Consider the following 14,967-nt stretch of genomic DNA (forward strand, 5'->3'; position numbering starts at 1 on the left):
TATAGTCTTCAGGTCCTCATATATTAGTACATTCTCAGGACATTAGATGCGTAGACTAACCAGGACAATCGGGCTTAAATTTGTTAGCCCCAAGTAGTAATATCCGCTTTCTCCCAAATAGAAATGCCCGCAATTGATTAAACTCACCGCTACTAAAACAGGGGCGGATATTTTGGAATGGACAAGCTAATTGTCAAAAGGAAGTGCAACGAGCACAAGTACTGGATCATCTGAAGGAATGCAAGATTAATCAACAACAAGCATCGAAGGTAATAAGTGTCGGTACACGTCAAGTTAGGCGGTTGGCAAAGCGCTATCTAGAGGAAGATCTGGCTGGATGAAACCATCCGTGCCGCGGCTATTGAGTTCATCGGCACGCACTACCGGTATTTTGGGCCGACGCTGGCAAATTTTAATGAAGGAGTATCCCCGCAATGAATCCACCCGAAACGCAAAACACCCTCAGTACAACCCTGCCCCTGCAACCGGTTAGTTTCTGGCAAGCCTTTGCTTTCTGGCTCAAGCTGGGTTTCATCAGCTTTGGTGGCCCTGCCGGGCAAATTTCCATCATGCATCAAGAATTGGTCGAGAATCGGCGCTGGATTTCCGAGCGGCGTTTTCTGCACGCGCTCAACTACTGCATGATGCTCCCCGGCCCGGAAGCTCAACAACTTGCCACTTACATCGGCTGGTTGATGCACCGCACTTGGGGTGGAATCGTTGCTGGAGTGTTGTTCGTGCTGCCTTCGCTGCTGATTCTGATTGCCCTCTCCTGGGTATACATTGCCTACGGTGATGTACCAGTAGTCGCAGGACTATTCTACGGCATCAAACCTGCCGTCACCGCCATCGTGGTGCAAGCAACCCATCGCATCGGTTCGCGTGCGCTCAAGAACAATTGGTTATGGGGCATCGCAGCGGCCTCTTTCGTCGCTATCTTCGCACTCAATGTGCCGTTCCCGGCGATTGTGGCAGCTGCAGCTTTGATCGGCTACTTTGGCGGCCGCATCGCGCCGGATAAATTCAAAGCTGGGGGTGGTCATGGAAAGACAAAGCTATCGTCCGATCCAGCCCTCATCGACGATGACACGCCGACACCGCCACATGCCAAATTTCGCTGGAGCCGGTTGGCTCAGGTCGTCCTTGCCGGTACGTTTTTATGGTTGATACCGATGGGCTTGCTGACTACCTCCTATGGCTGGGACCACACTTTGACACAAATGGGCTGGTTCTTTACCAAAGCGGCCCTGCTGACTTTCGGTGGCGCCTATGCCGTGTTGCCTTATGTCTACCAGGGCGCAGTCGAACACTTTAATTGGCTGACACCGGCACAGATGATCGATGGCCTGGCACTGGGTGAAACAACGCCCGGACCGCTTATTATGGTTGTGGCTTTCGTTGGTTTTGTCGGTGGCTACGTCAAAGTTCTGTTCGGCCCGGATGCAATGTTTCTTGCCGGTGCCGTGGCGGCAACACTCGTAACCTGGTTCACCTTCCTACCCTCTTTCATATTCATCCTTGCCGGCGGGCCACTGGTTGAATCCACGCATGGAGACCTGAAGTTCACCGCGCCATTGACCGCCATCACGGCCGCCGTAGTCGGAGTGATTCTAAATCTGGCGCTGTTTTTTGGCTACTACGTCCTTTGGCCTAATGGCTTCGAGGGCACTTTCGATTGGATATCCGCGTTAATCGCACTCGGAGCAGCCGCTGCGCTGTTACGCTTCAAAGGCAACGTGATTCACGTCATCGCAGCTTGTGCGGTAGTTGGTTTGATCCTAAAAACTCTAATTTTGTGAGGTGAGTGATGAAATCTGGCGTTGCAAAACAGAGGAAAAATCACAATGATTGAAACTGCGTCAATCGCTTTCCTTTGATCCAAGCAAGCTGCTAGCGTGCTGGCAATTCACGAACCAGGCGTATCCCGACCAGTGCGTAGCGCGAATTCGGCGAAATCCAGTTGCGATAGGATGAACGCGCGTACAAGGACCAGGTATGCCAAGAGCCGCCACGGCGTACGCGCACGATACCATCGTCTGGCCCTTGCGGATCGTCGACCGGCGACCTGGCATAATAATCGTCCGCATACCAATCAGAAACCCATTCCCAGACATTGCCATGCATGTCATAAAATCCCCAGGCATTGGGTGCAAAGCTGCCAACAGGCGCGGTGAATGCAAAATTATCATGTCCTGACAACGTAAATTCCGCCCAGCGTGCCCAGTATGCTTTAGCATCCGCATCGAAAATATTGGCGATTGTTAGCAAGGATTCCGCATCGTCGCCGCTTGCATAGCGTGTGCGTGTACCAGCACGGCAGGCATATTCCCATTCCGCCTCAGTAGGCAGGCGGTACTTAACGCCCTCTTTTTCGCTAAGCCATTTCGCCATCGCCACCGCATCGTTCCAAGTTACATTCAAAACCGGATGATCGTCTCCTTGAACAAAACCCGCGTTACGCCAGGAGTATTTCGGATCACGCCCCTCGAAAGCATCGCCGCTAGCTGATTTTGCCGCATCATAATCTGTGTTGTATCCGTAAGCTCCCGTGCCATCTTCCACTGGTTCCGGAATATAGCCGGACACTTCTAAAAATTTGCGGAACTGGCCGACACTGACTTCAAACTGGCCAAGATAGAAAGGTTGTGTGATACGCACGCGATGCGCTGGCGCTTCGTCCCTCAGTTCCTCGACACGACGGCGTTCGTACTGCGGATAAACTTTTGATAATATGTCCGGTGACTCATCGCTACCCATCACAAACTCACCGGCAGGCACCAATACAAACTTCATACCCAGCATGTTCACGATTGCAGCGGGCACTGCTCCAGGATCGGCTGCAAAGATTGGTGCGGATAGCGATGCGAAAACAATAAAGCCCAGTGTTGTAGCCAACAGATGTCGCATAAACCGTCTCCGTTAATATAAAGTTAGTGTCAGTCTCCCAAGGTACCATGGTGGCAGAATTACAGAAACACAGGTGCATGACTTAATATTTCGCAATACTGCTTGTAAACATTCCGCCAAAGTAAAGTATAAAACCAGAGATGCCGCTAAATAGATCACTTGCCACATAGTTTTGTTTAGTGATTTTTACTGAGTGATTGCCTTGAAAACAAATTATATTTTGATCGATTACGAGAATGTACAAACGAAGTCGCTTGCTTTGCTGAAAGGTGAGCAATTTCAAGTGCGCATCTTCTTAGGTCCAAACAATACGAAACTTCCGGTTGAACTTGTTCTGGCGATGCATGAACTGGGAGAACGAGCAGATTATGTCATACTTGAAACACCTGGAGTCAATGCGCTTGATTTCCATATTGCTTACTATCTTGGGATTCTGGCTGCAAACGATCCTTCAGGTTTTTTTCACATTGTTTCTAAGGATACCGGCTTTGATCCTCTGATCAAGCATATGAAGGCGAATAAGATTTTTGCCGTACGATCAATATCAATAGAAGAAATGCCTTGTCTTACTCCACCGGCAACAAAAGGCAAGGCAATTGTAATTAATCAGAAAAGCTCTTCCACCAGAACATCCATCGATGAATTAATTGAAATTACTGTGGAAGATCTCATTAAACGCAACGCATCGAAACCGCGCACTCCAAAAACATTGATGAGCACCATTCATGCCAAATTCGGGAAAAACACTTTAGCTGCTGATATTGAAGCTGTATATAAGGGTTTAATGTCGCGCGGTTATGTTAAGGTCAATGGCACTACAGTATCATATGATTTACCCGCAGCTACTTGATCCACACCGTTTTGATATTCATGAATTCACGGATGCCGTGATAAGACAATTCCCGCCCATACCCTGAATCTTTAATGCCGCCAAACGGTAAGCGTGGATCACTTTTGACGATACCATTGACAAAGACGCAACCCGCGTGAATTTTCCGCGCCAGCGTTTCACCCCGCGCCGCGTTCGATGTCCACACACTGCCGCCCAAACCGAAATCCGTCTGATTGGCCAATTGGATTGCCTCTTCGGCATTTCTTACCCGCACTATCGCAGCCACCGGGCCGAACAATTCTTCATCAAACGCCGGCATGCCCGGTTGCACATGATCCAAAATTGTCGGTGCATAATAGGCACCTTGTGTACCGATAAAAGTGCCACCGATCACGAGCTTTGCGCCCGCTGCCAAACTCCTTTCGACCTGGTCGTGCATTGCAGTGCGCAAATCGGTGCGCGCCATCGGCGCAATGCTGGTGGCATCGTTTTTCGGGTCGCCGCTCTGCAATTGGCTGACCAGTGCCTTAAATTGCTCAACAAATGAATCGGCGATAGTATCCACAAGAATGAAACGTTTGGCTGCAATACAGCTCTGCCCCATATTCTGGAAACGCGCAACGAGCGCTTGCTGCGCTGTGAATTCGATATCGGCATCGTCGAGTACGATAAAGGGGTCCGACCCACCGAGTTCGAGTACGCATTTTTTTAGATGCTGGCCGGCGGCGGCCGCGACTTTCCGTCCCGCCGCACTGCTGCCAGTTAAGGTGACCGCTGCAATACGTTTATCGGCGACCACTGCTTCCGCTTGCTCGGCGCTGATCATCAGGGTGCGGAATGTATAAGCGGGAAATCCGGCTTGCCGGAATGCTTCTTCTAACGCCAAGGCACAGCGGGGAACGTTCGACGCATGCTTTAACACCACCGCATTACCTGCCATCATCGCCGGTGCTGCGGCACGTATTAATTGCCAGAAAGGAAAATTCCACGGCATGATGCACAATACGGTGCCCAAAGGCTGATAAATAACCATACTGCGGCTGGCGTCGGAAGTGATCACTTCATCGTTTAAATACGATTGCGCATGATCGGCATAGTACTGACAACCCACCGCACATTTTTCTATCTCCGCTTTGGCCTCTTTGAGTAATTTGCCCATTTCTTCCGTAATCAGATTGGCATACTCTTCGCTACGCTGCCGGAATATTTTCGCAAGATTCCGCATACAGTTCGATCGCTGCGCAAAACTGAGCGCAGCCCAATCGATCTGCGCGGCTGCAACCTGATTTAATGTCGCATCAATTTCGGCGCTTTGCCAAGTTGGAAAAGATTGTATGGTTTGGTCTGTGGCCGGGTTGATCGATAGCATCGGCATAGGGAAAATCCTTAAGTTAATAATTTATACAGGAAGTGTGTAGGATGTGCCGACGCAATAAGGAGGCGCATATTTCGAGAGCGCGATGCGCTTCACTTTGCTCAGCACATCCTACGGCCCTTCGATTGAAGCTTCGTTCAGTCATCCGGCAACTGTTCCCGCTGCAACAGAAACACAAATTCGTCTCCGGCACTGGTTTCCAGCCAAGTAAACGGCACTTTCGGATAAGTTTGTTCCAGTTCCGCACGGTTATGGCCGATTTCGACCACTAATATGCCGTCATCGGTTAAGTACCGTGCAGCCCGTTGCAAAATTTGGCGCGTTGCATCCAGCCCATCCAATCCGCTTGCCAGTGCATTTTCTGGCTCATGCCGGTACTCCTGAGGTAATGCCGTCATAGATTCGGCATTTACATACGGTGGATTACTGATGATCAGGTCGTAGCGCTTTCCGTGTAAAGCTGAAAACAGATCGGACTCGATCAGATCAATTCTTTGTTCCAGTCCGTAATCCTGTACATTCTTATGTGCCACTGCCAGCGCCTGAGTAGAAATATCGGCAGCATCGATCTGTGCATTCTCAAAAGCGTGCGCCATCAGAATCGCGAGACAACCTGATCCGGTACACAAATCCAGTGCGGAAATAATAGTATCGGGTTCGGTGATCCAAGGCGAGAGTTGCGTTTGCAGCAATTCGGCAATGAAAGATCTCGGTATAATTACGCGTTCGTCGACATAAAAATTAAAATCTCCCAGCCAGGCCTCATGTGTCAGATAAGCGACGGGAATTCTATCTGTGACACGGCGATCGATCATTTCCAACACTTGGCTGCACTCAGTATCCGTCACGCGAGCGTCCAGGAAGGGTTCCAGTTGATCCAGTGGCAAATAAAGGGTTTTCAGAATAAGATAAGCCGCCTCGTCATACGCGTTGGCGGAGCCATGGCCAAAATGCAGGCCGGCTTTATTAAACTGGCTGACCGCAAAACGTAAAAGATCACGAATAGTATGAAGTTGCGATTGAGCTTGAGCGATCATGTGTAATAAAAGTTTTAGGAATCAAGCGCGTTAATGCAGAATAAGCCGGGAAACAGCTCGCCATGAAGATTCAGGATTTACAATGGGTAGCAATGTAGCATAAAAACCATGGCGTGAATGCATCACGCGGAATTGCCAAACATTATTTGAAACCAAAATGACGCTAAAAACCGATACCGATAGTCATTTCATGCAGGTTGCTTTGGAACTCGCTCAACAGGCGCAAGCTATTGGCGAGGTGCCGGTTGGCGCTGTGGTAGTGCAAAATGGAGTCATCGTGGGGCGTGGCCATAATCGTCCCATTTCTTCCGACGATCCTACCGCACACGCTGAAATCATGGCGATGCGCGATGCAAGCAGTATTCTGGTCAATTATCGTTTGCAGGACTGCACGCTTTATGTCACATTGGAGCCCTGTGTGATGTGTATCGGTGCGATTTTTCATGCCCGCATCCAACGCCTGGTTTACGCGGCTGCGGATCCGAAAACCGGCGCGTGCGGCAGTGTGATTGATCTACCAGCAGAGACGCGGCTGAATCATCACCTACAAGTTGCGGCAGGCATCCTGGCACCCGAAGCCAGTGCATTATTGAAACAATTTTTCGCACAAAGACGCAAAACAGCCGTGCGGAGCAATCATGAAAATTAATATCACTATTGCAACCCAACAACTTGATCTGCTGGATGAACGCGGACAGCTCATCCGGCAATATCGGATTTCCTCTGCAAAAAATGGTACTGGCCAGGAAAATGGTAGCTTCTGCACGCCATTAGGAAAACATATCATTCGCGCCAAGATCGGTGCCGGTCAGCCGATCAATACGGTTTTTATCAAGCGACGGCCTACTGGCGAATTCTATTCGCCGGAGTTTGCCGCGCAATTCCCCAAAAGAGATTGGATTCTGACTCGCATCTTATGGCTCTCCGGCTGTGAGCCGGGTTTTAATCGCCTCGGTACGGTCGACACCATGCGACGTTATATTTACATCCATGGCACACCGGATAGCGTGGAAATGGGCAAACCCGGTTCAATCGGATGCATCCGGATGCGTAACAGTGATTTATTGGAATTATTTGACCGGATCAGTGTTGGCGCTCCGGTTGAAATTATTGCATCGTGAGGTAGAGGATTAAAGTCGACGGGTTTTCTCTATCCGGATGAATTCAAGTCAATTCGCTGATAACTGGAGGATAAAATGAAGCCGCAATTAATCAATAAAAGATTTAAATTCACCTGTTGGATATTGTTTCTCACCAGTTTACTGACTTTATCCGCTCAAGCCACGGCCGAGGAATGGATTTATACGATACGTCCTGGCGACAATCTCTGGAACGTTAGTGAGCGGCATCTCACCAGCATGCAATATGTAAACAGACTGCAACAGCTCAACCGGGTTCCAAATGCTTATACCATCCCGCCCGGCACAAAAATCAGAATTCCTGTCGCGTGGTCAAAACAACATACTGAAGGTGTTACCGCTCGTGTAGTGAATATCCATGGCACTGCAATGTTAACGCGCGTGAGTACGGCGGAAAATGTACCGGTAGAGTTAGGCATGCCGCTTTATGCCGGAGATGAAATCAAAAGCAAAAATGACGCTTTCGTTACCGTTGAATTTTCGGACAAATCACGCATGCGCCTCCAGGATAACAGCCATATTCGCATCAACGAGATGAAAGTATTTGGCGATTATGGATTAGTGGATACCTTGATTGAGCTGCAACAAGGCCGAACCGAAAGTTCTGTGCCGCCTAAATCAGAAATCGGCACCCGTTTTAGAATTAAAACCCCTTCTGCGGTCAGTTCGGTTCGCGGCACTGATTTCCGCGTGGGCACTTTAATCAACGGCACGGATACCAGCAGTGAAGTGCTGACTGGCCTGGTACAAGTTAGTGGCGGCCAGAAAGCGATTAACGTTTCCGCTGGATTTGGAACAGTGACTGCGCTCAGTGCGCCGCCTTCTCCACCGGTAAAATTATTACCACCGCCCGATTTGACACAAACATCCGCTATTTATGAACGCTTGCCATTAATAATCACATTGCCCGCTTTAGCAGGTGCCAGCACCTACCGCGCACAAATCGCCAAAGATCGGAATTTTGACGCTATGTGGTCTGAATTTACTACAACCAAATTGCCTTTCCGCGACGGTGACATTCCGGATGGCGATTACTGGCTGCGGGTTCGCGGCATTGATGCTTCGGGAATTGAGGGGCGTGATGCCGTTATACCATTTACGTTGAACGCACGGCCTGAACCGCCTTTTGTCATTATGCCCTTACCCGACGGCGTGATTGATCCGATTGCGCGAGAATTCCAATGGGCGGCTCAATCGGAAGCGGCACATTATATTGTTATGGTCAGCCAGGATCCTGAATTCTCAGCGACGATCGTGCATGACACCAAAGTAACAGACAATAAGTTCCGTTTGATCGATCCCTTATCGCCAGGGCATTATTTCTGGCGCATTGCATCGGTTTCCGCAATCGAGGGGGCCGGACCATTTACAGATGCCATGCCGTTCCGGATGCCATTCCCAGGGCCAGCAATGGAAGAAACTAAATTCGATAAATCTCAAATGACATTTGCATGGAGAGCTGGCGGTGAAGGACAGCGCTTTCATTTCCAACTGGCGCGCGACAAGGAATTCACGAAAATTTTACATGACGAAAATACAACCACGACGCAACTCACCGTTAATCGCCCCGATGGCGGAAAATATTTCCTGCGCACCAAAACGATTGAATCGGATGGTTTCGAAGGACCATGGGGACCAGCGCAAGCAATTGATATCCCTTATGCTAATCCTTACTGGAACTTAATACCCTTTATGCCATTAATTGACCTTCTTCTATGACCGGATGGCATACGTATTTCCCTCACGTCACTTTCATTTTACGCACGATCCTGCTAGTAGTCGGGGTGGGATTGCTGTCATTTTTCTCAGTCCTGGAGCGCATTGATGCTGTTTTTTATGACAAAATTTCCACCATTCAGCAATCCCTGCCCGACAACAACATCGTTATCGTAGCAATTAATGAAGAAAGTCTGCAAACATTGGGACGCTGGCCTTGGTCAAGAAGTTTGCATGCAGAACTAATCAATCGGCTGCAAAAGACCGGCAGTAATGTCATTGGGCTTGATATTCTGTTTTCAGAACCGCAAAATGATCCATTTGCCGATGAGTTGCTGGCTGCTGCCATTGCCGCACACGGCGCTGTTATCTTACCGGTTGCGCCCGTCGCGGATGGTAACGTTGAGCGCATCTATCTTGTTGAACCACTCTCCTTCTTTCGTGAAAGCGCAAGGCTCGGCCATGTAGATATTGAACTGGATAGTGATGGCATAGCCCGGCGGGTTTTTCTAAAAGCCGGTATCGAAGAACCCCGGTGGCCTGCATTCGGACTTGCATTGGCAACACAATCAAACAAATACATGGCGGATTGGACCGGTGATTTAAGCGAAACGCCTGTAAATACCCGGGGCCGTTGGGTGCGCTCGCACGAAGCGCTGATTCCCTACGCCGGACAACCGGGTAGTTTTCGGCAATTGTCCTATACGCAGGTTTTGTTTGATGATCAGGTGCTTGCCAGCTTGAAAGATAAAATCATTCTTGTTGGAATGACGGCAACCGGCATGGGAACGCGCTTCGCCACACCCGTTTCTCCGCTCAACCGGCAACCGATGAGCGGTGTTGAATGGCACGCCAACGTCCTCAATATGTTGTTGCATAATCGCGCTATCCATCCTGTAGCCGATTATGCAATCAGCTTGATTTCGGTAATTTGGGTACTGACTGCACTACTCGCTGTAAGTATTCTGCAGCGCAACATCACGATACCTTTTCTGCTAATTTTGTTGGGTTGCGGTTTATTTTTTGTTTGGGTAGCCCTACGTCTGGCGCATATCTGGCTTCCCCCGAGCGCTGCCCTGCTTGGAACGATAGCGATTTATCCATTACTGAATTGGCGGCGCATCAACGAATTCATGCAGTCGTTATTTGTTGCTAAGGCGGGTTCCAATGCAGCTCTGGAATCGGTAGGAGACGGCGTCATTACAACCGATGCCCGCGATCATGTTATTTATATGAACAAAGGAGCGGAAAGGATTTTCGGTGTGACCCTCAACCAGGTGCAAGGCACCCTACTCCCCACAATACTTGATCTCAGCAAGATCCGCGATGGCACCTATAATGAATCAGAAGGGTCAGAGTTGCCTGTGCCTGCATTCAACGTCAATACAATCCAATGCTATTTGAAGACTGCCGGTGGTGAGAAGCGCGCCGTGCGCATTACCCGGCATACATTGCGTGATGAACAAGAAGTGTTAATGGGGTTTGTTATCGCAATTGCAGATATCACCGATACCGTTGAATTGACTAAACAAGTTGCCTATCAGGCAAGTTACGACACTTTAACCAAACTTCCCAACCGGGCATTGCTGCTGACACGCTTTGAAGAATTGATATCAACAGTACAGAAACACGGTAAAACTATTACCGCGTTTTTTGTCACATTAGATAATTTTAAAAAAATTAATGATGCATTAGGTCACCGCGCAGGCGATGAGTTGTTGAAAATGGTCTCACAGCGACTCACTAACACAGCGCATCAGAGTAATATTGTTGCGCGCTGGGGCGGTGATGAATTTGTTTTGCTATTTGACCATTTGCACAAAGACGATACCACTCCGCAAATGGCGCAAAAAATCCTTGAGTCGATCAGACAGAAGTTTCGCTTACACAATCAGGAAGTTTTTGTAACCGTTAGCATAGGAATCGGTTTTTTCCCGGAAGATGGAGAAAACTCTGAGGCTGTATTAGAACGCGCAAGTACAGTAATGCATCGGGTAAAAAATGAGGGCGGTAATAGTTTTGGATTTTATTCGGCAGAATCTTCTGTCGCTTGGACGCGCGATCGGCTTGAATTTGAGAAAGAATTGCGCACCGCTTTGAACGAAGGTCATTTACAAGTTTTATACCAACCTATCGTCGATGTCCATCAACGGCGGATCGTACGCATGGAAGCTCTGGTGCGCTGGCCGCATCCCACGCGCGGATACCTGTCACCGGGTGATTTTCTACCATTAGCAGAAAGTGTTGGATTGATGGAACAGCTGGGAGAAGAAGTATTGCGATCAGCATGCACCGCCGCTGAGAAGCTTTTACAAGCTGGCAAACCGGTCAATGTATCGGTTAACGTTAACCCTCGTCAGCTTTTATATGGAAATTTTATGCAAACACTTTCGCAAGTATTAAGCGAAACAAAACTACCTGCCACTTCACTTATCCTTGAAATTACCGAAAGCGCTGTCGTGAGCGACATTGGGCGGGCATCTGATATTTTGATACAAATAAAAGCACTCGGTGCTCTAATCGCGCTGGATGATTTTGGGACCGGCTATTCCTCGCTCACATTACTCCGTGAATTACCAATCGATATCTTGAAGATTGACAAATCCTTTATCCGCGCATTGGATCAAAACCTCAATGATCTGACTATTACTCAGGCAATTATTGGTTTGGGTATGAATTTGGATCTGGCTATCATTGCGGAGGGTGTCGAATCTGAGCAGCAAGTCAGGATATTGCTTCATCATCACTGTCATTTGCAGCAAGGATATTATTTCAGCCGCCCTGTGCCTTATGAATCATTGCTGCAGTTGATGAGTGAAACGGATTTATCGAGCCCGATGTCAATCGAACGATTATGCAGCTCGGTGAACGTGAATTAATGCTGCGATAACACTTGCTGTCTGGCCGTTGCAATCATCAACAGATCAAGATTGTCATTTTCATGTAGACCTCAATGTGTAACTGCTTGACTCCAGATACGCCAGTGCCTATTAGTCCAACATTTCGTGCTACGCCGAACACCTTGCATTCCAAGCTTCTTCATCAACCGATCGACCGTACAACGAGCAACACCCATGCCTTCTCGCAACAACTTCTGCCCTACTTTGCGAGCACCATAAACTCGGAAATTGTCTTTCCATACCCGCTGTATATCAAGTTCTAGTCTCATGTCCCGCTTGATGCGCTAAGCTTGCATCCCGTGTTTCACTCGAAGGAGAGTCGGTCGGATGGGCATTTGTTTATCACGGTACTGGCCTATCAATGTGTGCAAGCCATTAGGACAACGCTTAAAAAGGCCGGAATCAACGATTCCTGGTCACAACTAAAGCGCACTCTGCTGGTGCAGCAGCGTGTGACTACCAGTCTACGCCGGAAAGATGGACAAACGATTCATCTTCGGAAAAGTACGCTAGCCGAACCTGAGTTAATGGCGATTTATCAAACGCTGCAAATTAACCCGGCTCCCGGTGGAACCAAAAAACTGATCAGCTGACAAGAAAATTACACGTAAATCAATAACAGAAAATACCAGTACACGATAATACATTGATTAACATAAATATATTTTTGTGGATGTTAAAGATGGGTTAAAATCCATATTTCTGCTTGCACAAGAAGGAACCCAATATGAATAACTACCAGAATATTCTACTCGCTATCGATTTCTCCGATTATGGCCATTTTGTGGCGCAAAGGGCAAGATCTCTGGCAAATCAATTTAATGCACGTCTCCATATCATTCATGTTCTGGATAATATTCCTATGCCTGACACGCCTTATGGCATGGCGATTCCACTGAATGAAGATTCATCGTATGATTTACTGGAAGCAGAAAAAGATAAATTAATACAAATCAGCAAGCAACTGGATATTCCACCAGAACGTCGCTGGATGATCTGGGGTGAGCCGCAACAGGAAATCACCCAGCTTGCTGCACAAGAGCAAATTGATCTGATTGTCGTGGGTTCACATGGGCGACATGGACTTGCCATACTGATGGGCTCAACGGCCAAAGGCGTTTTATATCATGCAGAATGTGATGTACTGGCTATTCACCTGAGAGACCATCAAGAATAACCAACATCCACTGAAGTGCTCGGTTTATTTCCAGAACTGCCACCAAGCCTTAGCACCAACCTCTGGCAATTCCGCAAGAAAGTGGCTGTCAGGAAAATTGATTCGCATCACGCGCTCGGCATCACCCCGCAAATCATGCATCTCCAATGCTTCATAGGCTTTTATCATAATATATAAGGCCTCTTCAGTCGCCGGTGTACGAGGGTACTCCTTGACTGCATTTTGCGCCCGGTTGGCCGCGGCAACATAGGCCTTGCGCTTCATATAGTAGCGTGCAATGTGAATTTCACTCATAGCGACCGCATTGACCAAATAGGCCATACGCTGCCTGGCATCGACCGCATATTTGCTCTCAGGAAATCTCGTCGCGAGTTCTTTGAAATTTTCAAATGACTCACGCGATGCTTTTGAATCACGCTCGCTCATGTCCTGTTTGAGCGGGCCTTTCATCAAGAAACCCATCATTCCCCAATTGTCGTTAAAACTTGATAATCCCTTTATATAATAGGCATAGTCAACATTCACATGATTCGGATGCAATTTAATAAATCGATCCGTGGCTGCGATTGCAGAAGCCGGTTCTTCATTTTTATAATGTGCATAGGCAATTTCAAGCTGCGCCTGCTGTGCTATCCGGCCATAAGGATAGCGCGCTTCCAATGATTCATACAGTTTGATGGCTGCAGCATAACTACCATCATTCAATTTATTTTTTGCTTCACTGTAGAACTTATTGGCAGACCAGTCCTGTTGATCTTCGGTGCGATCCGGCAACAAACCGCATGCCGGTAACCATAACACTAGAAATAAAGCTAAACTACGTAACATGACGAATTCCATAAAAAACAAAGATACATCTGGCGATTATAGCGTAAAGCCACTTCCGCCAGTACGCAACGAACCAGCGCACAGCATCATTGACTTAACGATTCCTGCGGATTATGCAGGACTGCGCCTCGATCAAGCTCTGGCGAAGCTTTTACCCAACTGGTCACGCAGCCGCTTGCAAACTTGGATTACTGAAAATCGAGTCATGCTGGATGGCCAAGTCACCACGATAAAACAAAAAGTATGGGGAAATGAGCATGTTCAAGTCTCTCCTCAAGATATGCCCGCTGAATCAACGTATGTGGCTGAAGATATCGATCTGAACATCATTCACGAAGATGATGCAATTATTATTATCAACAAACCAGCCGGTTTGGTCACACATCCGGGGAATGGCAACTGGCAGGGCACTTTGTTAAATGCCTTACTACATCACGCGCCACAACTGGAAAACGTACCCCGTGCCGGCATAGTCCATCGTCTGGACAAAGACACCAGCGGTTTACTGGTCGTTGCAAAAACACTAGAAGCACAAACAAACCTTGTCCGCCAATTACAGCAACATACGGTAAAACGCGATTATCTGGCGTTGGTTCTGGGAGAGGTTACGCAAGCTGGCAGTGTCGATGCGCCGATAGGCCGTCATCCCATACATCGCACGAAAATGGCCGTTACAACAAACGGCAAGTCAGCACGCACACGCTATCAGGTTATCGAAAACTTTACAGGCTGCACGTTACTGCAATGTAGCCTTGAAACCGGGCGCACACATCAAATCCGGGTGCACTTGAGTTCTATTGGACATTCAATGGCCGGTGATCCTGTTTATGGTGGCAGACCCGGAAAAACAGGGCAAGTAATCGGACAGCTATTGATTAGCTTTCCCAGGCAAGCTCTGCATGCTCAGAAACTTGCATTGACTCACCCGCAAACGGAGCAAATCCTCGAATGGAAAGCCGATGCGCCAGAAGACCTGAATAATTTATTGCAGCTATTGCGGCAACACAGCAGATCAGAGATCACGGAATAAAAAAATGCGCCCGCAGGCGCATTTTT

13 protein-coding genes and 2 pseudogenes are annotated in these 14,967 nt (G+C 48.2%); 10 read left to right on the forward strand and 5 right to left on the reverse strand.

Annotation, left to right across the window (positions count from 1 at the left end; all coding sequences use genetic code 11):
* Positions 1 to 167: 167 nt before the first annotated feature.
* Positions 168 to 408 (forward strand): annotated as a pseudogene (locus QZ942_RS01970) (helix-turn-helix domain-containing protein); the annotation flags it as partial.
* Positions 409 to 434: 26 nt separating this feature from the next.
* A complete protein-coding gene (chrA, locus tag QZ942_RS01975) occupies positions 435 to 1,799 on the forward strand; it encodes a chromate efflux transporter (protein ID WP_292992925.1) in 1,365 nt (454 codons plus the stop codon).
* A gap of 91 nt (positions 1,800 to 1,890) precedes the next feature.
* On the opposite strand, the gene QZ942_RS01980 is transcribed toward chrA, so the two are convergent.
* Positions 1,891 to 2,907 carry a formylglycine-generating enzyme family protein gene (locus QZ942_RS01980; RefSeq protein WP_292992926.1) on the reverse strand — a complete coding sequence of 339 codons (1,017 nt, stop codon included), beginning with the start codon at positions 2,905 to 2,907 and terminating at the stop codon, positions 1,891 to 1,893.
* Between the two features lie 202 nt (positions 2,908 to 3,109).
* On the opposite strand from QZ942_RS01980, the gene QZ942_RS01985 reads away from it, so the two are divergent.
* The gene (locus tag QZ942_RS01985; protein WP_292992928.1) at positions 3,110 to 3,757 is read left to right on the forward strand and encodes a PIN domain-containing protein; all 648 of its coding nucleotides are present in this window, start codon (positions 3,110 to 3,112) and stop codon (positions 3,755 to 3,757) included.
* On the opposite strand, the gene QZ942_RS01990 is transcribed toward QZ942_RS01985, so the two are convergent.
* Entirely contained in the window at positions 3,750 to 5,114 is a 1,365-nt protein-coding gene (locus QZ942_RS01990) for an NAD-dependent succinate-semialdehyde dehydrogenase (RefSeq protein WP_292992929.1), read from the reverse strand. The genes QZ942_RS01985 and QZ942_RS01990 overlap by 8 nt on opposite strands.
* Before the next feature lie 137 nt (positions 5,115 to 5,251).
* Positions 5,252 to 6,151, reverse strand: a complete 900-nt coding sequence (gene prmB / locus QZ942_RS01995; protein WP_292992930.1) for a 50S ribosomal protein L3 N(5)-glutamine methyltransferase — start codon at positions 6,149 to 6,151, stop codon at positions 5,252 to 5,254.
* Positions 6,152 to 6,308: 157 nt separating this feature from the next.
* Here prmB and tadA point away from each other — a divergent pair, with 157 nt between their 5' ends.
* The 4 genes from tadA to QZ942_RS02015 all read left to right on the forward strand — a co-directional run bounded on the left by tadA (position 6,309) and on the right by QZ942_RS02015 (position 11,885).
* Positions 6,309 to 6,800, forward strand: a complete 492-nt coding sequence (gene tadA, locus QZ942_RS02000) for a tRNA adenosine(34) deaminase TadA (RefSeq protein ID WP_292992931.1) — start codon at positions 6,309 to 6,311, stop codon at positions 6,798 to 6,800.
* Complete coding sequence (locus QZ942_RS02005) at positions 6,790 to 7,272, forward strand: L,D-transpeptidase (protein WP_292992932.1); 483 nt, start codon at positions 6,790 to 6,792, stop codon at positions 7,270 to 7,272. The genes tadA and QZ942_RS02005 overlap by 11 nt, the downstream gene beginning before the upstream one ends.
* Positions 7,273 to 7,347: 75 nt before the next feature.
* On the forward strand, positions 7,348 to 9,009 hold the full coding sequence (locus tag QZ942_RS02010) for a FecR domain-containing protein (RefSeq protein WP_292992934.1): 1,662 nt from the start codon (positions 7,348 to 7,350) through the stop codon (positions 9,007 to 9,009).
* A complete protein-coding gene (locus tag QZ942_RS02015) occupies positions 9,006 to 11,885 on the forward strand; it encodes an EAL domain-containing protein (RefSeq protein WP_292992936.1) in 2,880 nt (959 codons plus the stop codon). The genes QZ942_RS02010 and QZ942_RS02015 overlap by 4 nt, the downstream gene beginning before the upstream one ends.
* A gap of 131 nt (positions 11,886 to 12,016) precedes the next feature.
* Here the strand turns inward: QZ942_RS02015 and QZ942_RS02020 are convergent.
* Positions 12,017 to 12,190 (reverse strand): annotated as a pseudogene (locus QZ942_RS02020) (IS3 family transposase); the annotation flags it as partial.
* Positions 12,191 to 12,205: 15 nt separating this feature from the next.
* Between QZ942_RS02020 and QZ942_RS02025 the strand changes: the two are divergent.
* Entirely contained in the window at positions 12,206 to 12,499 is a 294-nt protein-coding gene (locus QZ942_RS02025; protein ID WP_292992937.1) for a hypothetical protein, read from the forward strand.
* 134 nt (positions 12,500 to 12,633) lie between these two features.
* A complete protein-coding gene (locus QZ942_RS02030; RefSeq protein WP_292992938.1) occupies positions 12,634 to 13,083 on the forward strand; it encodes a universal stress protein in 450 nt (149 codons plus the stop codon).
* Between the two features lie 24 nt (positions 13,084 to 13,107).
* Here QZ942_RS02030 and QZ942_RS02035 read toward each other — a convergent pair whose 3' ends face one another.
* Positions 13,108 to 13,911: an outer membrane protein assembly factor BamD gene (locus QZ942_RS02035; RefSeq protein WP_292992939.1), complete on the reverse strand. Its 804-nt coding sequence runs from the start codon at positions 13,909 to 13,911 to the stop codon at positions 13,108 to 13,110.
* Between QZ942_RS02035 and rluD the strand changes: the two genes are divergently transcribed.
* A complete protein-coding gene (gene rluD / locus QZ942_RS02040; protein WP_292992940.1) occupies positions 13,910 to 14,941 on the forward strand; it encodes a 23S rRNA pseudouridine(1911/1915/1917) synthase RluD in 1,032 nt (343 codons plus the stop codon). The genes QZ942_RS02035 and rluD overlap by 2 nt on opposite strands.
* Positions 14,942 to 14,967 lie beyond the last annotated feature (26 nt).

The organism is Nitrosomonas sp., from assembly GCF_021731985.1.
Lineage (GTDB): Bacteria > Pseudomonadota > Gammaproteobacteria > Burkholderiales > Nitrosomonadaceae > Nitrosomonas.